The sequence below is a fragment of the Frigoribacterium sp. PvP054 genome, from assembly GCF_040547465.1.
In the GTDB taxonomy this organism is placed as follows: domain Bacteria; phylum Actinomycetota; class Actinomycetes; order Actinomycetales; family Microbacteriaceae; genus Frigoribacterium.
In genome coordinates, this window is sequence record NZ_JBEPPU010000010.1 from 1 (window position 1) to 17,738 (window position 17,738).

A 17,738-nucleotide genomic window follows, 5' to 3' on the forward strand; every position below is an offset into this window, starting at 1 on the left:
GGGGTGGGGGGGGGGGCGGGGGTGGGGGGGGGGGGGCCGCCCCCCCCCCGGGGGGGGGCGGGGGGGGGCCGGCCCCCGCGGGGGGGGGGGGGGGGGGGGGGGGGGGGTCCCCCCCCCCCCCCCCGCCTCCTGCGTGGTCACCCGGTCGTCTCGGGGCACACCTGGCCCGAGCGGTGGCGGGTCAACCGACCTTGTGCAACCAGACGACGGGGTTGCCCTCGCCGCTGTAGCGGAAAGGTTCGAGCTCGTCGTCCCAGGCCTGGCCGAGGGCGAGGCGCAGCTCGCGGTGCAGCTCGAGGGCGTTGGACCCCGCGATCTCCATGGCGTAGCGGATGCGGTCCTCGGGGATGACGGTGTTGCCCGCCGTGTCGGTCTGCGCGAAGAACACCCCGAGGTCGGGCGAGTGCATCCAGCGACCACCGTCGTGGTCCTCGCCGGGATCTTCGGTCACCTCGTACCGCAGGTGCTCCCATCCACGCAGGGCGGAGGCGATGCGGGCACCGGAGCCCTCGTCGCCCTGCCACGAGAACTCGGTGCGCTGGGCGCCGGGCAGCACGGGCTGGTCGACCCAGGCGAAGTTCACGCCGTGCCCGAGGGCACGACCGACGGCCCACTCGACGTGTGGGCACAGTGCACGAGGGGACGAGTGCACGTAGAGCACTCCCCGAGCGGTTGCAGCAGCCACGATTCCTCCATCTGGTTCAGGTGCGACTTCCCCATCGACCTGTCAGACGTGACTCGTGTGCGTTCTTCGATTGTGCGGGCCGGGGCCCGATGACTCACGGACCGGAGCCCGTCTCGTGAATTATGACCGACCCGGCTGAGAAATCACAACTGTGTAACACCTGCGAAGACGGTGCCGCCCCGGGCGGGTCGCCGGCGCGCTGCCGGCCTCACTTCGCCTGCGAGTAGTCGTCGACGACCGCGACCGTCACGGGGAACGCCACGGGAGCTTCGCCGAACAGCAGCCGACCGGCCTCGACGGCGCTCTCGGTGACCAGACCGGCCACCTCGTCGGCGACCCCGACGGGCGCGTGCACCACCACCTCGTCGTGCAGGAAGAACACCAGGTGGGGCGCGTCGACCCCGGCTCCCCACCGGGCGTGCAGGCGCCGTCGCAGGGCGCCCATCCAGCACAGGGCCCACTCGGCCGCCGTCCCCTGCACGACGAAATTCCGGGTGAAGCGACCCCACGAGCGGGCGTCACGGTCGGCCGGGCGAACGCCCATCTCGGGCGGGAGGGCGCCTGCCGCGGACCCGGCGGCCCCGGGCTCGTCGATAGGCCGAGGCGAGCTGCGCCCGAGCAGGGTGTCGACGACTCCCCCGGCCTCGCCCGTGCGGGCCGCGGCCTCGACCAGCGCCATCGCGTCGGGGAACCGTCGGGCCAAGCGCGGCACGAGCCGGCCGCTCTCGCCCTGCGTCGCCCCGTACATGGCGCCCAGCATGGCCACCTTCGCCTCGGCCCGCGACGCCACGGCGCCGCTCGCGACGATGCCCTCGTAGAGGTCGCCCGCCCCCGCCCGCGCCATCGCCCGGTCGCCGGACAGCCCGGTCAGGATGCGCGGCTCGAGTTGCGAGGCGTCGGCCACCACGAGGCTCCAGCCGGGGTCGGCCACGACGGCCCCCCGGACCGCCTTCGGCAACTGCAGCGCGCCTCCTCCGCTCGTGGCCCATCGTCCGGTCACGACGCCGCCGGGCACGTAGTCGGGGCGGAACCGACCGTCGCGCACCCAGGCGTCCAGCCACGACCAACCGTTGGCCACGAGCAGCCGCTGCATCTTCTTGTAGTGGAGCAGGGGTCCGACGGCGGGGTGCTCGTGCCGCTGCAGCTCCCACTGGCGCGTGGACTGCACCAGGACGCCCGCACGGTTCAGGGCCCTGACCAGCTCGGCCGGCGAGTCGGGGTTGAGGTCGGGCGCGTCGAGGGCCCGTCGCACCTCGTCGAGGGCCGTGCGCATGCGGGCAGGGCGCTCGCCCGGTGCCGGCCTCGACCCGAGGGCCGCGGTGAGCAGTTCGTCGTGCACCCGGGGCGACCACGGGATGCCCCGGTGCCGCATCTCGACGGCGATCAACGCCCCGGTCGACTCGGCGGCGACGAGCAGTTCGAGTCGGCCCCGCGTCGACGACGCCTCGACGGCGTCGCGCTGGGCCACGAACTCGCCCACCGGGTCGGGCAACGAGTCGGGCACGACCTCGAACAGACCGTCCGACTCGCCGGGCGCCGCCTGCGGGACGTCCCAGGGCCCCGGTCGAGGCCCGTCCGAGGCGAACCCGGGCGTCGCCGTCGACAGCCGCAGGAGGGCGTGCACGAGCCGCAGGTCGACGCACCGGGCCACGGTGACCCCGGCGTCGAGGAGGCGCGGGTACCACCGCGGGGTGTCGTCCCAGACCCAGCGGGGCGAGGCCTCGCGCTCGAGGTCGGCGACCCGCCGCGGCAGGTCGGTCGCGGCGACCGTCTCGACGCCGACCACCTCGAGGCGACCCGACGAGCCGCGTCCGAAGCGGGTCAGCTCGACGTCGCCGTCGGCCAGGCGACGCAGCAGGAAGAACACCGTCCGATCATCCCACCGCGGCCCGGCACCGTCGGTCCACGGTGGGCACGGCGGCTAGTGCAGCGGATGGCCGGCCGCGTCGAGCACGTTCTTCTCGCCCGCCTCGATCGGCAGCGTGAAGCGGTTCTGGGCCGGCGGGATCGGGCAGTTGAACGCGTACGAGAACGCGCAGGGCGGCAGGACGGCACGGTTGAAGTCGAGGGTGATCGTGCCGTCGCCGGCCGGGGTCGGGAAGAGGAACCGCCCGACCGAGTACGTGCTGTCGCCGTTGGTGGCGTCGCCGAAGACGAGCTGCAGACGATCGCCGTCCCCCGACGGGAAGGCGGCGAGTTCGTGGTCGACCCCGCCGCCCGAGAAACGGATGAGCCCGGGCAGCGGCTTGGGGCGGCTGAGCTCGAGGTCCTTCTGGTGGCGGATGTCGACCAGGGCGTCGGGCGCGGTCGGCACGAAGTCGGCCGTGACCACCCAGTCGGGGTCGAACGGGAACGCGTCGATCGAGCCGAACCCCGTGACGGCGTCCGAGGCGGAATCCCAGACGCGCAGGGCGTAGCCGGTGTGGTCGTCGTTCGCGATCACCGTGCCGGTCGTCGTCGGCGAGAACCTCAGGGCACTCGGCGTCATCGCGTCGTCCCCCGCCACGACGACGGTGCCGTCGACGAGGTCGCCGTCGACCCGGATGCCGTCCGCGGCGGTCGCCGTGAGGGCCAGTCCCGACACGCCCTGCGGCGTCGGGGCCCACCGCCCCGGGACTCCCCAGACGGTCTGCTCGTGGTCGACCCACTGCGTGCCCGTCAGCGCCAGCGGGCCCTGCGGCGACACGGCCCGGGTGCGGCGCAGCGCGTGGAAACGGTCGAGCTCGGCCTGACCTGCCGCCGTCCCGGACGGGGCGTCGGCTCGGTCGGTGCCGGGGGTGGTGTCGGTCATCGGTCCTCCTGGGGTCTGCCGGGGTCAACGCCGAGGAGGCGCGGTTCATGCCCCGAGGCGCGGCACGGCCTCGGGACGCGCACCGCGCCTCCTCGCCGTCCGGCTCAGGCCTGCGGGTCGTCGCCGCCCACGGCCAGGCGACGCAGCTGCTCGTCGAACGGCACGACGGCCGCGAACGCGTCGTCCGCGCCGCCCTGGTGCCGGTCGACCAGATCGGCGAACTCCCCCGCGGCGCGGGTGACGCGCTCGGGCAGCGTCGTCGACGTGCCGTCGCCCTCGCCCCAGTCCTCGGACGCCGCGAAGACCGACGTCGGCACGACGACCGCCTGCAGGTACGCGAAGAGCGGTCTCACCGCGTACTCGAGGGCGAGCGAGTGCCGGGCCGTGCCGCCGGTCGCCGCGACGAGCACGGGCGTGCCCGTCAACGCCTTGTGGTCGAGCACGTCGACGAACGACTTGAAGAGCCCGCTGTACGACGACGAGAACACGGGCGTCACCGCGATGACGCCGTCGGCGGTCGTCACCTTCTCGAGCGCCGCCGCCAGGGCGGGAGGCGCGAACCCGGTGAGCATCGCGTCCGTCACCTCGTGCGCCAGGTCGCGCAGCTCGACCACCTCGACCTCGACGAACGACCCGCGACCGACGAGGTCGCGCGTCGTCGCCTCGACGAGGCGGTCGGCGAGCAGGCGGGTGGACGACGGCTGGCTCAGCCCGGCGGACAGGGCGACGATCTTCTTGGTGCTCATGGCGCGCCTCCCGGGGCCGTCAGCGGGCGGACGACGCGACGAGGGCGTCGTGCGCGGTGGGGGTGCCGGCGGACTGCGACGCACGGGCCTCGACGAGCGAGGCGTGCGTGGGGGCGTCGGGCACGTCGGCCGGACGGTTCGCCGCGAACTCGCGGCGGAGGACCGGCACGACCTCGCCGCCCAGGATGTCGAGCTGCTCGAGGACCGTCTTCAGGGGCAGGCCGGCGTGGTCCATCAGGAAGAGCTGGCGCTGGTAGTCGCCGACGTAGTCGCGGAAGCCGAGGGTGCGGTCGATGACCTCCTGCGGGCTGCCGACCGTGAGAGGGGTCTGGCTCGTGAAGTCCTCCATGCTCGGGCCGTGACCGTAGACGGGAGCGTTGTCGAAGTACGGCCGGAAGGTCCGCTTGGCGTCCTGCGAGTTCTTCGCCAGGAACACCTGACCGCCGAGGCCGACGATCGCCTGGTCGGCACGGCCGTGGCCGTGGTGCTCGAAGCGGGTGCGGTAGAGCTCGACCATCTGCTTCGTGTGCGAGGCGGGCCAGAAGATGTGGTTCGCGAAGAAGCCGTCGCCGTAGTAGGCGGCCTGCTCGGCGATCTCGGGGCTGCGGATCGAGCCGTGCCACACGAAGGGGGCGACGCCGTCGAGGGGGCGGGGGGTCGCCGTGAAGCCCTGCAACGGGGTACGGAAGTGGCCCTTCCAGTCGACGACGTCCTCGCGCCACAGACGGTGGAGCAGGGCGTAGTTCTCGATGGCGAGGTTGATGCCCTGACGGATGTCCTTGCCGAACCACGGGTACACCGGCCCCGTGTTGCCCCGCCCGAGCGTCAGGTCGACGCGGCCGCCCGCGAGGTGCTGCAGCAGCGCGAAGTCCTCGGCGATCTTCACCGGGTCGTTCGTGGTGATCAGGGTGGTGGCGGTGCTCAGCACGATGCGCTCGGTCTGGGCGGCGATGTAGGCCAACAGCGTCGTGGGGCTCGAGTTCACGAAGGGCGGGTTGTGGTGCTCGCCGGCCGCGTAGACGTCGAGGCCGACCTCCTCGGCCTTCTTCGCGATCGTGACCATCGCCTGGAGGCGCTCGCCCTCGGTCGGGGTCACGCCGGTGGTCGGGTCGGTCGTGATGTCGCCGACGCTGAAGATTCCGAACTGCATTGCTCCACCTTAGGTCATCTGCATGCGTTTGCATGCACTTGACCGAACCGCGGGGTGGGGGTCGGCATTCCCGTGGCGCGCGACCGCCGACGGGATCGGGCCGTGCACCCTTCCGCCCCGGCGCCGGTGGACCGCGGAGTGCCGTCCGCCCTGTCGGCAACTCAGGGCCGCTGCTGCACCGCACACGCGCAGGCCCGACAAGGCGGGCCCGTGACGCGAGGGCGCAGCAGGAGCCAGGAACTGCCGACACGGCGACGCGACGGGGCCGGACCGGACCCGGGCCGAGTGCGGGCGGGCCCGGCTCGGAACGGATCGGCGCGTCAGCACGGGCCCCTGACGGCAACTCCGGGCAGGTGCTCCGCCGCGCACGCGCCGGCCCGGACAGGCGGGGCCGAAACAGAGCGGCGCAGCAGGAACCAGGAATTGTCGGCCCCGCGACGGATGGGGGGCCGAGCGAGCAGGGCGGGAGGCGCGTGTGGCTGACGCGGGACGGGGCGGGCGGTCGCGGCGGAAGCGGTCACGGCCAGGACGGATCCGGTCGGGCGAGCGGTGGGTGAGGCCACGGGCGGGTCAGGCCCCGGGCGGGTCAGGCCCCGGGCGGGTCAGGCCACGGGCGGGTCAGGCCAAGGGCTGGTCATGCCCCGGGCGGGTCAGGCCAGGGGCGCCAAGCGTAGCCATCGCTCGGCGACCTGCGCCTGCGTGACGGGCCCGTCTCCGTCGCGGTCGATCTGGGGCGAGTCGAACTCGACCCACCAGGTGCGGGCCGAGCCGCCGATGGCCGAGACCCCCTGCCAGGCGCTGCCGCCGGCCCGGACGACGATGCCGGTCGGACCGTACGGGAAGGGCGTCGCGGGGTCGTCGTCGGAGTCGAGCACGTAGACCTGTGCGCCGACGCCCATGCGCGCCGGCCCGGACCGTCGGTCGTCGTCGGACGAGGGATCGCCGCCCCAGGAGTCGGGGTCGGGCTCCGGCCGTCGGGGCCGCTTGGTGAACATGGACGACATCGTGCCACGCACGGCGCACGCGAGGCGACGACGCGGCCGCGCTCACAGCGGGCCCCTAGGCCGACGGGTGCCGGGCCGGGGCCACCGGTGCGTGCCGGAGTAGGGCGGACGGGACTTGAACCCGTGACCGATCGATTATGAGTCGACTGCTCTAACCGGCTGAGCTACCGCCCCCCGCGTCGACCCACCGGTGCGCGCCGGGGTCGGCCGGGGCGGTGCCGCGGTCGACCGTCAGTGTGCGCGGTCGGACGCCGCGTCGGTGGAGGGGACCACCGGCTGACCACGATACAGGCTCTCGAACACGCTCAGGGTGCGCTCGATGTCGTGCCCCTCGATCATCTTGAGGCTCGCCCGCCGCATGGCGAGGTAGTCGTCGTCGGACTTCGTCAGCACCGTCGTGAGCTTGTCGGCGAGGTCGCGGCTGTCGCCCGGGCGGAAGAGGTAGCCGTTCTCGCCCTCGTCGACGAGGTGCGGAAGCGCCATCGCGTCGGCCACGACGATCGGCAGGCCCGAGGCCATCGCCTCGAGGCTGGCGATGCTCTGCAGCTCGGCGATGGAGGGCATGGCGAAGACGGTCGACTCGGTCAACGTGCGGCGCAGTTCGTCGTCGGACAGGTAGCCCACGAACGTCACGACGTCGGCGAGTCCCAGGTCGCGGCTGGTGGCCTGCAGCTGCTTGAACAGGTCGCCCCCGCCGACGATCGTGAGCGTCGCGCCGAGCGCGGGGTCGAGCAGGGTCATGGCGCGCAGCAGCACGTCGATCTGCTTCTCGGCGGTGACCCGGCCCACGAAGACGATGCGGTTCGCGTCGGGACGCGTGTCGAGGGCGGTGTAGTGGCCGGCTTCGATGCCGCACGAGACGGCGAGCACGCCGCTGACGGCGACGGACTTCTCGAGGAACGTCGCCGCCTTCTGCGTGGGCGTCGTGATGGCCGCGGCCCGGTGGAACGTCTTGCTGGCGTCGTTCCAGGCGATCTGGGTCGCCTTGGCGCGCAGGCCCTTGGGCAGACCGGTGTGCTCGAGCAGGTTCTCGGGCATGAAGTGGTTCGTGGCGACGACGCGCACGCCCCGACGTTCGGCGACCTGCGCGACCCCGCGACCCATGACGATGTGCGACTGGATGTGGACGACGTCGGGGTGGATCTCGTCGAAGATCTTCTCGGCGTGCTCTTGCACCCGCCACGGCGTCGCGAAGCGCAACCAGTCGTGCAACGGCCAGCGCGTCGAGTAGAGCCGGTGCACGGTGAGCGTCACGCCGCCGTGCTGCTCGAGGAAGGTGCCGTGGTGGCGGCTGGCCGCCGGGACCATGAGGTGCACGTCGTGCCCGCGCTGGGCGAGTCCCACGGCGAGCCGCTCGGTGAAGTTGGCCGCTCCGTTGACGTCGGGCGGGAACGTGTCGCCGGCGATCAGCACGGTGAGTCGGTCCGACGACCCCGAGGAGGCGCGGGTGGCGGCGTCGGCCGTCGTCGCGTCGACGGGGTGGCCGGGTTCCGAGGGCATCGGGGCGGTGGTCACGGTTCGTGGCGTCTTTCTCGTGCTCGGTGGCCGGGGTGGCGCGTCACGCGTCCGGCGGGTGGTGGGACCGTCGGTCGCGACGACCCCACGCTAGCTCAGGCTCGGGTCTGCGGATGGTATTTGGCGAGCTGGAACACGCCGTAGACGGCCACCGCGGCGGCGATGACGAAGAAGACCCCGGCGACGGGCGGTGCGTTCTGCGCCTCGCCCAGCACGACGATGCCGATGCCGACGGCGATGAGCGGGTCGACGACGGTGAGGCCGGCGATGACGAGGTCCGGCGGACCGGACGAGTAGGCGTTCTGCACGAAGTACCCGCCGAGCAGGCCCGCCGCGAGGAGGAAGACGATGCAGACGATCGTGAGCCAGTCGAAGTTGCCCGCGAACACGCGGTTCAGCACCACCTTCGCCAGGGTCGCGACGAAGCCGTAGAGCACGCCGGCCGCGATGATGTAGAACAGCGCGCTGCGCCGGCGGCGAAGGAGCGCGAAGGCGATGCCGAGCACGGCCCCCACCGCGGCGAGGATGACGAGCACGGTGACGAGCTGTCGCGTCGTGATCTCGGGCTCGATGGCCGTGAACGCGGCGACCGTGACGAAAAGGCCCACGCCGCCGACGCAGAACAGGATCGCCCGCTTGGCACGCCGGTCGAGCCGACGACCCGTCGCCCGCGAGTTGAGGACGGCCGTGATGACGAGCGCCACCGCGCCGAGGGGCTGCACCACGAGCAGCGGGGCGATGCGCAGGCTGGTGAGCTGGAAGAGGATCGCGAGCCCGAGCAGCAGCGTGCCCAGCACCCACGACGGTCGACCGACGAGTGCCAGCACCTGGCGGACGTTCATGCCGCTCGTGGCGGCGCCGATGCGGCGCTCGACCTTGGCGACCCCCTGGTGCTGCAACTGCGCACCGATCGAGAGGAACACCGCACCGATGAGGGCGATGGGGATGCCGAGGGCCTGGTAGGGGGTCAGGGATACCTGGTGGGTGAGCTCCCCGATGTCCGTCGTCACGGCGTCCACGCTAGCGCCGTGGCGCTGGATAGTCTGGACGAATGGCCGTTCGACCCATTTCCATCACGGGTGACCCCGTGCTCCACTCCCCCGCCTCCGAGGTGACCGTCGTCGACGACGAGCTGCGCGCCCTCGTCGCCGACATGTTCGACACGATGGACGCCGCCCCCGGGGTCGGCCTCGCGGGCCCGCAGGTGGGCGTCGGCAAGCGACTCTTCGTCTATTCGTGGACCGATGACGACGGAACCCTCTGGCGCGGGGTGGCCGTCAACCCGACGCTCTGGCAGAGCCCCCTGTCGATCGAGCCGCTCGACGACGAGTCGGAGTCCGAGGGCTGCCTGTCCGTGCCCGGGGAGAGGTTCCCGCTGCGTCGGGCCGACGGAGTCGTGCTGCGGGCCACCGACCTCGACGGCGACGAGGTCGAGATCGAGGCCTGGGGCTGGCTCGCCCGCATCTTCCAGCACGAGTACGACCACCTCGACGGCGTGCTCTACGCCGACCGGCTCGAGCACCCGTTCCACAAGGCGGCGGCCAAGGCCGTCCGCAAGAAGGGCTGGGGCCAGCCGGGCAACACCTGGCTGCCGGGCGTCGACCACCTCGAGGACTGACCGGTGAGCGAGCCGACCCCGAGTCCAGGGAGGCGCGTCCTGCGAACCGCAGGACGCGCCTCCGTCGGTCTCGGCCCCGCGGCACCTGTCGCAGGCGGGAGAAGACCTTCGCACGCGGGAGAAGACCTTCGCACGCAGGAGACGACTTTCGGGGGCAAGAGAAAAGGCCCAGAGGGTGGAGCCTCTGGGCCTTCGCTCCCCGAGTTGGACTCGAACCAACAACCTGCCGGTTAACAGCCGGCTGCTCTGCCAATTGAGCTATCGAGGAATGGCAACCGCCTCGGACCTTCGTCCGTGACAGCGGAGACAACTCTAGCAAAGATCTGGGGCCCCGTCGGACCACGGTGCCGACCCGGCGCGTCGGACGACCGCGGACACCGGCTCAGTACCCGGCGCGCGGGTCGACGACGCCGACGAAGTCGCCCCGGCCGACGAACGCCGCGACGTTGTGACGGATGCGTTCGGCGAGCAGGGGGGCCGTCATCTCGGGAGTGTCCGCCTGGTGCGGAGTCACGACGACGCGCGGCTCGCCGAACAGCGGATGGCCGTCCGGCAGCGGCTCGGGCGTCGTGACGTCGACCCCGGCACCCCACAGCCGCTCGGCCCGGACGGCGTCGACGAGGGCGTCGGTGTCGACGAGGCTGCCCCGGGCGACGTTGACGAGCACGGCCGTCGGCGGCAGCAACGCGAGCCGACGCGCGTCGAACAGGCCGGAGGTGCCGGGCGTCGCCGCGGCGGCGAGCACGACGACGTCCGCGTCGGGCAGCACCTCGTCGAGCCGGTCCACGGCGACCGTCCGGTCGGCACCCGCCACGGGGTCGTCCGAGCGTCGCACGATCGTGACCCGCACGTCGAACGGCGCCAGCAGGCGCATCAACTCGACCGCGATTCCCCCGGCGCCGACGATGACGACGTGGGCCCCGTACAGCGAACGGCCCTGCTGCTCGGTGGCCCACGAGGTCGCCCGGACGCGCTGCGGCACGACGCGCAGCAGCGAGAGCACGAGCATGAGGGCGTGTTCGGCCACGGGCTCGGCGAACGCGCCCTTGGCGCTGGTCCAGAGCGGCAGGGCCCGGTCGGCCCGGGCCGCGATCACCTCGGCGAAGGCGTCGACGCCGGCGTAGGGCAGCTGCACCCACTCGATGCCGGGGTGGTCGTCCAGGGCGCGGGCGAGGCCCGCGGGGTCGCGGTACGAGAGCCAGACCAGGCCGCGGGTGTCGGGGCCGAGGGGGACGACCTCGGCTCCCCCGGCACGGACGGCCTCGACGAAGACCGGGGTCTCGCGCGGGGCCACCGAGACGGGGCCGGGGGTCGGCCGTCGCCCGGGCGTCGGCGCGGGGCCCGTGGTGAGGACCGCGCGGTGGCCGCGCGCGCCTCCCGGGGTCGACGCCCGGGGCGCGTCCCCCGCGACGGCCCCACCGGTCGAGTCGGCGGTCACGGTGACTCGGGGCCCACGCCGTCGGCGTCGGGCGCCCGGCGGGACGCCTCGCGCTCCTCCGGGCGGATGATGTCGATCGGCGTCGTCTGGGACAGGACCTTGACGTAAGGGTCGATGCCGGTGCGCAACACGTCGTCGATGTCGCCCAGACCCACGAGGCGGCCGCCCCGCATGACGGCGACGCGGTCGGTGATGGCGCGGGCCTCGGCGACCGACGACGTGACGACGAGCGCCGAGAACTGACGCCCCTCGTGCAGGTTCTTGATCACGTCGAGCACGGCCTGCCGCACCAGCACGTCGACCCCCCGGGCGGGCTCGTCGGCGATGAGCAGCGGGGGCTCGAGCACGAGGCTGCGGGCCAGGGCGACGCGTTGGCGTTGACCCGAGCTGAGTTCCCAGGTCTGCTTGAGCATGGTGCCGAGCGGCAGGTGGACGCCGTCGACCAACGTCGCGACGATGCGCCCGGCCTCGGTGCGGTCGAACTTCCGGTCTCGAAGGTAGATCGGCTCGGCGATGGCCTCGCCGACGGTGAGGTCGGGGCTCAGGCGTTCGCCGTCGTCCTGCGCGAGGTAGCCGACCATCGTCGACAGCCGGTCGCGACGTCGACCGGACAGCTTGCCGACGTCCTGCCCGAAGACGCGGGCGGTGCCGCCGACCAGGCGCGGACGCCCCTCGTCGACGCGCCCGGTGCCGGTGAGCCCGGCGAGGGCCATGGCGAGCGTCGACTTGCCCGAGCCGCTCTCGCCGAGGACGGCGACGATCTCGCCCGGCTCGACCCGCAGGGTCACGCCGTCGACCGCACGGACGGCCGGGTGGCCCGCGCGCGCGGGGTAGAGCAGCGACAGGTCGTCGGTGACGACCGGCTGGTCGAGGTCGAGCTCGCGGGCCGCCACCGTCAGGCCGCCCCGCCGGCGGGGTGGCCGTCGGTCGCCGTGCGGTCGCCGCCCGTCGCCGCCTCGCGGTCGAGCCGGGCCAGGTGCTCGCGCCGCGACGCCTGCTCGATCGGGTCGGGCACCGGCAGCGAGGCCAGCAGGCGCTGGGTGTACGGGTGCTCGGGGGCGCCGAGCACCTGGTCGTTCGGCCCGCTCTCGATCAGGTCGCCGTGGAACAGCACGCCGATGCGGTCGGCGAGCATGTTGACGACCGCGAGGTCGTGGCTGATGAAGAGCGCCGCGAAGCCCAGCTCGGACTGCAGCTCGGTGAAGAGCTCGAGCACGCGGGCCTGGACCGACACGTCGAGCGCGCTGGTGGGTTCGTCGGCGATCAGCAGCGTGGGGTCGAGGGCGAGCGACCGGGCGAGGCTCGCCCGTTGACGCTGGCCGCCGCTGAGCTCGTGCGGGTACCGGTCGGCGAACGACTTCGGCAGCTGGACCGCCTCGAGCAACTCGTCGACGCGCGGGCGGGCGGCCCGGGCGTCCTTCGCACGACCGTGCACGATGAGCGGCTCGGCGACGCACTCGGCGATCGTGAGCAACGGGTTGAAGCTCGACGCGGGGTCCTGGAAGACGAAGCCGATGTCGGCGCGCTTCGGCTTGAAGTCCCGCTCGTGCACGCCGTTCATCTCGATGCCGAGCACCTCGAGCGAGCCACCGGTGACCTTCGTCAGGCCGGCGATGGCCCGCCCGATCGTGGTCTTGCCCGAGCCGCTCTCGCCGACCAGGCCGACCACCTCGCCGCGGGCGATCGTGAAGTCGACGCCCTTGACGGCCCGGAACCCACCACGACCGAGGCGGCCCGGGTACTCGATCTCGAGTCCCCGCGCCCGCACGACGACCTCGCTGTCGGCCGGCTGCTCCTGCTGGGTGTGGCCGCGGGCCTCGAGCTTGGGCACCGAGCCGAGCAGGCGCTTCGTGTAGTCGTCCTGCGGGTTCGCGAAGAGCTCGACGGCCGGGGCCTGCTCGACCACCTTGCCGAGGTACATGACCGCGACCCGGTCGGCGAGGTCGGCGACGACGCCCATGTTGTGCGTGATGAGCACGATGGCCGTGCCGAACTCGTCGCGGCAGCGGCGCAGCAGGTCGAGGATCTCGGCCTGGACCGTCACGTCGAGGGCGGTGGTCGGTTCGTCGGCGACGATCACCGACGGGTCGAGCACGAGCGCCATGGCGATCACCACGCGCTGCTTCTGCCCGCCCGAGAACTGGTGCGGGTAGTAGTCGACGCGGGTCTCGGGGTCGGGGATGCCCACGCGACGCAGGATGTCGATCGCCTTGACCCGCGCCTCCTTGCGTCCCACCTTGCCGTGGGCCCGCAGGCCCTCGGCGATCTGCCAGCCCACCGTGTAGACGGGGTTGAGCGCGGTCGAGGGCTCCTGGAAGACCATGGCGACGTCGGTGCCGCGCAGCTCGCGCACCTTCTTCGCGCCGACCTCGAGCACGTTCTGCCCCGAGAGCAGCACGGCTCCCGTCGCGACGGCGGTCTCGGGCAGCAGGCCGAGGATCGTCTTCGCGGTCACCGTCTTGCCGCTGCCGGACTCGCCGACGATCGCCAGGACCTCGCCGGCACGGACGTCGAGGGTCACGCCCCGCACGGCGGCCACGTCACCGCCGTCGGTCGCGAAGGTCACCTCGAGGTCGGTGATGCCGACGGCGACGGGACGCTCGTCGCGGGGGGCGGCCGGTCGGCCCGTCGTGGTCGTGTCGGCGCTCATGCGGTCACCTCGTCGTTCGTCGTGGTCGGTGCCTGCCCGGCTGCGCGGGTGGCCCCCGTCTTGCGCTTCGCGCGACGGCGGGTCCGGAGGCGCGGGTCGGCCAGGTCGTTCATGCTCTCGCCCATCAGCGTGATGCCGAGCACCATGAGCACGATCGCCGCACCCGGGAACACGCCGGTCCACCAGATGCCGCTGGCCGTGTCGGAGAGGGCACGGTTGAGGTCGTAGCCCCACTCGGCCGCCGACGTCGGGCCGATGCCGAAGCCGAGGAAGCCCAGGGCCGCGAGGGTCAGGATCGCCTCGGACGCGTTGAGCGTCAGGATGAGCGGCAGGCTGCGCGTCGCGTTGCGCAGGACGTGCTTGAACATGATGCGGCCCGTGCTGCTGCCGTTGACCTTCGCGGACTCGACGAAGGCCTCGGCCTTCAGTCGGGTGGCCTCGGCCCGGACGACGCGGAAGTACTGCGGCACGTACACCACGGTGATCGAGATGCCCGCCGACACGATGCCGCCCCACAGGCTCGACTGGCCGCCGCTGATGACGATCGAGACGACGATGGCGAGCAGCAGCGACGGGAACGCGTAGACCGCGTCGGCGATGACGACGAGCACGCGGTCGAGCCAGCCGCCGAGGTAGCCCGACACCAGGCCGAGGGTGACGCCGATGGTGATCGAGAGCACGACGGCCACGATGACGACGGCCACGGCGGTGCGGGTGCCCCACATGACGCGGCTGAAGACGTCGTAGCCGCCGACCGTGGTGCCCCAGAGGTGCTCGGCCGACGGAGGCGCCTGGCGCGGGAACGCCTCGGTGGCGCCGCGCAGCTGGCCGAAGCCGTACGGGGCGATGAGCGGCGCGAAGACCGCGAGCAGCACGAAGACGGCGACGATGACGACGCCGGTGAGCAGCATGCCGCGCTGCAGCCCGACCGAGCGGCGGATCTGGGCCACGACGGGCAGGCGCAGGAAGAGGGGTTCGCGGCGGTCGGCCGCGACGGTTGCGTCGGTCATGGTCAGTACCTCACCCGGGGGTCGATCAGCGCGGCGATCACGTCGACCACGAAGTTGGTCACCGCGACGATGACGGCGAGCACGGCGACGATGCCCTGCACGGCGACGAAGTCACGGGCGGACAGGTACTGCTGCAGCTGGAAGCCCAGCCCCCGCCAGCCGAAGGTCGTCTCGGTCAGCACGGAGCCACCGAGCAGCATGGCGATCTGCAGGCCCATCACGGTGATGATCGGGATGAGCGCCGGCTTGAGGGCGTGGGCCCGCACGAGGCGGAACTCGCTCACGCCTCGAGAGCGCGCCGCGTCGACGTACTCGGAGCCGAGGGTGCCGATCACGTTGGTGCGCACCAGGCGCAGGAAGATGCCCGCGGTGAGGACGCCGAGCGCCAGGGCCGGCAGCACGGCGTGCGACAGGACGTCGGTGATGATCGTCGAGTTGCCCGTCCGCAGGGCGTCGACGATGTAGATGCCCGTCGGGTCGTCGATGCGGCCGAGCGCGATGGCCACGCGCGTGCTGGCGCGACCGCCGAGGGGCAGCCAGCCGAGCCAGACCGAGAAGGTCAGCTTGAGCAGCAGGCCGGCGAAGAAGACGGGGGTCGCGTAGGCGAGGATCGCCAGCACGCGCAGGATGGCGTCGGGCCAACGGTCGCGCACGTAGGCCGCGAGCATGCCGAGCGGGATGCCCAGCACGAGCGCGACGATCAGCGCGTAGAAGACCAGCTCGATGGTGGCGCTGCCGTACTGCAGCAGGATGTCGCTGATCGCACGGTTGTCGGTCGCGGTCGTGCCGAAGTCGCCGCGGACGATCTGGCCGAGGTACTCGAGGTACTGCACGATGACCGGGCGGTCGTAGCCGGCCGCGGCGAGGCGCTCCTGCAGCTGCGCCTCGGTGAGGCGCCCGCCGACGGAGGCGGTGATCGGGTTCCCGACGACGCGCATCAGGAAGAACACGAGCGTGACGAGGATGAACACGGTCGGCACGATGAGGATCGCGCGGACCACGATGTAGCGTCCGAGGCCGCCGCCGCCGGAGCCCCGGGACTTCCCGGGGGTCGAGGTGGGCGGCGCCGTGAGGGAGCCGTCGGTGATCAGGGTCACGTCGTTGGGCCTTTCGATGGTGTGGTGCCGGTCGCAGGCCGGAGGGGGCGCCCCGCGGTGTCGCGGGTCGCCCCCTCGGCGTACGGCCGTGGTGCGGAGTCCCCCGCCCCCCGAGCCCGACCGGCGGACCGGCGGGGCTCAGGGGACGAGGAGGCGCGTCAGCGGCTCAGCGCACCGTAACGGAACTTGAACGACGCGTCGAGCGTGTCGTCCACGCCCTTGACGTCGGACTGCGACACGACGACCTGCGTGCCCTGCAGCAGCGGCAGCGTGGGCAGGTCGGCCGCGACGGCGTCCTGGATCTGACCGATGACGGCCTCGCGTGCCGAGGCGTCCTGCTCGCCGATCTCCTGCGTCAGCAGACCCTGGACGGTCGGGCTGTCGTAGTGGTTGCCGACGAAGTTGTCCGCGCTGAAGAACGGCGTCAGGTAGTTGTCGGCGTCCGAGAAGTCGGGGAACCAACCCAGCTGGTACACGGGGTAGGCGTCCTCGCGGCGCTCGGTGCTGTAGGTGTCCCACAGGGTCGACTGCAGGTTGACGGTGAAGAGGCCGCTCGCCTCGAGCTGCGACTTGATCAGCGCGTATTCTTCGTCGCTCGACGCGCCGTAGTGGTCGGGGCTGTACTGCAGGTCGATCGACACCGGGGTGCTGACGCCGGCGGCCGACAGGGCCGCGGCGGCCTTGTCGACGTCGGGGCCGCCCTGGCCGTCGCCGTAGAGGCCCTCGAGGGGCTTCGTGGCACCGGTCAGGCCGTCGGGGACGACCGAGTAGAGCGGCGTGTAGGTGTCGTTGTAGACGTCCTTGGCGAGGGCCTCACGGTCGATCGTGTCGGCCACCGACTGGCGGACCGCGAGGGCCTTCGCCGCGTCCGCGTCGGGCTGCGTGGCACCGTAGGGCATGGTGTCGAGGTTGAACACCAGGTACCGGATCTCGCCACCGGGGCCGTTGTGCACCGTCAGCGAGTCGTCCTTGGCCAGGTCGGCCAGGTCGGTCGGGCTCAGGCTGCGGTTCGCGACGTCGACGTCGCCGTTCTGGACGGCGAGCTTGAGGTCGGTCTCTTCGGTGTAGTAGGTCGCCGTGACCGAGTCGGTCTTCGGGGCCCCGAGCACGCCGTCGTAGGCGTCGTTCGCCTCGTAGGCGATCGTCTCGTTCTGCGAGTAGTCCGTGATCTTGTACTGACCCGAGAAGGCGTCGCCCGTGACGATGTCGTCGGCGTCGGTCAGCGCGGTCGCCGAGAAGACGTCCTCGTCGACGATGGGGCCGGCGGGGCTCGAGAGCACCTGCGGCCAGGTCTGGTCGGCCGACTTGAGGGTGAAGACGACGGTCGTGTCGTCGGGCGCGTCCGTGCTGGCCAGGTTGCCGAGCAACGACGAGGGGCCGTTGGGGTCGGCGATCGCCAGCTGACGGTCGAAGCTGAACTTGACGTCGCTCGAGGTGAGCGCGTTGCCGTTCGAGAAGGTCAGGCCGTCCTTGAGCTTGACGGTGTACTCGGTCGGGCTGGTGAAGTCGGCGGACTCGGCCAGGTCGGGCTCGACGTCGGGGCTGCCGTACGGGGCGTTCGTCAGGAAGCCGAACACCTGGTTCTGGACGGCGAACGAGCCGTTGTCGTACGAACCGGCCGGGTCGAGCGACGTGATGACGTCGGTCGTGCCGATGCTGAGACCGTCGAGGGCGTCGGTCGCGTCACCACCGGAGGCGCAGCCCGAGAGGACGAGCGCGGTGGCAGCGGCGCCACCGACGACGGCCAGGGCGCGTCGGGCGAGCGTGGAGTCGGATGTCATATCCGGTTACCTCTTTCTCTGTGTGCAAGGGGTCCCGGGCCGTGCTGTGGACGCGGCCGTTTCGGGGAACGTTCATTGGTAACACACACGTGACCGTGCAACGGGTTCATCGCGCAACTGTTTACAGGCCCGCAACGAACCCTTGCCACGTGGTCGGGTCGCGGGTGGGGCCCCGGGCCCCGCTGCTCGGACCCGGAGGCGGGCCTGAGGGCCTGCGGGCCTGCGGACCTGCGGGCCGGACCCGGCGACCCGC

At 72.3% G+C, this 17,738-nt stretch carries 15 protein-coding genes and 2 tRNA genes; 1 reads left to right on the forward strand and 16 read right to left on the reverse strand.

The genetic code is table 11. From position 1 onward, the window contains the following. Positions 1-181: 181 nt before the first annotated feature. The 9 genes from ABID81_RS12360 to ABID81_RS12400 all read right to left on the reverse strand — a co-directional run bounded on the left by ABID81_RS12360 (position 182) and on the right by ABID81_RS12400 (position 8,901). Positions 182-685 (reverse strand): DUF3145 domain-containing protein, encoded by a 504-nt coding sequence (locus ABID81_RS12360; protein WP_354595091.1) that lies wholly within the window; start codon positions 683-685, stop codon positions 182-184. A gap of 208 nt (positions 686-893) precedes the next feature. Further along, positions 894-2,552, reverse strand: a complete 1,659-nt coding sequence (locus tag ABID81_RS12365) for a bifunctional 3'-5' exonuclease/DNA polymerase (protein WP_502915222.1) — start codon at positions 2,550-2,552, stop codon at positions 894-896. A 54-nt stretch (positions 2,553-2,606) separates the two neighbouring features. Further along, positions 2,607-3,476 carry a DUF1684 domain-containing protein gene (locus ABID81_RS12370; RefSeq protein ID WP_354595092.1) on the reverse strand — a complete coding sequence of 290 codons (870 nt, stop codon included), beginning with the start codon at positions 3,474-3,476 and terminating at the stop codon, positions 2,607-2,609. A gap of 104 nt (positions 3,477-3,580) precedes the next feature. After that, positions 3,581-4,222 carry an FMN reductase gene (locus ABID81_RS12375; RefSeq protein WP_354595093.1) on the reverse strand — a complete coding sequence of 214 codons (642 nt, stop codon included), beginning with the start codon at positions 4,220-4,222 and terminating at the stop codon, positions 3,581-3,583. A gap of 19 nt (positions 4,223-4,241) precedes the next feature. Next, a complete protein-coding gene (locus ABID81_RS12380) occupies positions 4,242-5,372 on the reverse strand; it encodes an LLM class flavin-dependent oxidoreductase (RefSeq protein ID WP_354595094.1) in 1,131 nt (376 codons plus the stop codon). A gap of 650 nt (positions 5,373-6,022) precedes the next feature. Further along, positions 6,023-6,367, reverse strand: coding sequence for a hypothetical protein (locus tag ABID81_RS12385; protein WP_354595095.1), 345 nt, complete (start codon positions 6,365-6,367; stop codon positions 6,023-6,025). A gap of 109 nt (positions 6,368-6,476) precedes the next feature. Next, a tRNA-Ile gene (locus tag ABID81_RS12390) sits at positions 6,477-6,550 on the reverse strand. A 57-nt stretch (positions 6,551-6,607) separates the two neighbouring features. Further along, a complete protein-coding gene (locus ABID81_RS12395; protein WP_354595096.1) occupies positions 6,608-7,876 on the reverse strand; it encodes a glycosyltransferase in 1,269 nt (422 codons plus the stop codon). Between the two features lie 110 nt (positions 7,877-7,986). Beyond that, a complete protein-coding gene (locus tag ABID81_RS12400; protein WP_354595097.1) occupies positions 7,987-8,901 on the reverse strand; it encodes a DMT family transporter in 915 nt (304 codons plus the stop codon). A gap of 41 nt (positions 8,902-8,942) precedes the next feature. Here ABID81_RS12400 and def point away from each other — a divergent pair, with 41 nt between their 5' ends. Further along, complete coding sequence (def, locus tag ABID81_RS12405) at positions 8,943-9,509, forward strand: peptide deformylase (protein WP_354595098.1); 567 nt, start codon at positions 8,943-8,945, stop codon at positions 9,507-9,509. Positions 9,510-9,704: 195 nt separating this feature from the next. Here the strand turns inward: def and ABID81_RS12410 are convergent. The 7 genes from ABID81_RS12410 to ABID81_RS12440 form a co-directional block, all read right to left on the reverse strand. Beyond that, a tRNA-Asn gene (locus ABID81_RS12410) sits at positions 9,705-9,777 on the reverse strand. Positions 9,778-9,891: 114 nt separating this feature from the next. Further along, on the reverse strand, positions 9,892-10,947 hold the full coding sequence (locus ABID81_RS12415; RefSeq protein WP_488627592.1) for a D-isomer specific 2-hydroxyacid dehydrogenase family protein: 1,056 nt from the start codon (positions 10,945-10,947) through the stop codon (positions 9,892-9,894). Further along, positions 10,944-11,840: an ABC transporter ATP-binding protein gene (locus ABID81_RS12420; protein ID WP_354595099.1), complete on the reverse strand. Its 897-nt coding sequence runs from the start codon at positions 11,838-11,840 to the stop codon at positions 10,944-10,946. Before ABID81_RS12420 ends, ABID81_RS12415 begins: the two co-directional genes overlap by 4 nt. 2 nt (positions 11,841-11,842) lie before the next feature. Then, positions 11,843-13,597 carry a dipeptide ABC transporter ATP-binding protein gene (locus tag ABID81_RS12425; protein WP_354595100.1) on the reverse strand — a complete coding sequence of 585 codons (1,755 nt, stop codon included), beginning with the start codon at positions 13,595-13,597 and terminating at the stop codon, positions 11,843-11,845. Further along, on the reverse strand, positions 13,594-14,607 hold the full coding sequence (locus tag ABID81_RS12430; RefSeq protein ID WP_354595101.1) for an ABC transporter permease: 1,014 nt from the start codon (positions 14,605-14,607) through the stop codon (positions 13,594-13,596). The genes ABID81_RS12425 and ABID81_RS12430 overlap by 4 nt, the downstream gene beginning before the upstream one ends. A 2-nt stretch (positions 14,608-14,609) precedes the next feature. After that, complete coding sequence (locus ABID81_RS12435) at positions 14,610-15,704, reverse strand: ABC transporter permease (protein WP_354595102.1); 1,095 nt, start codon at positions 15,702-15,704, stop codon at positions 14,610-14,612. Between the two features lie 158 nt (positions 15,705-15,862). Continuing rightward, a complete protein-coding gene (locus ABID81_RS12440; protein WP_354595103.1) occupies positions 15,863-17,485 on the reverse strand; it encodes an ABC transporter substrate-binding protein in 1,623 nt (540 codons plus the stop codon). Positions 17,486-17,738 lie beyond the last annotated feature (253 nt).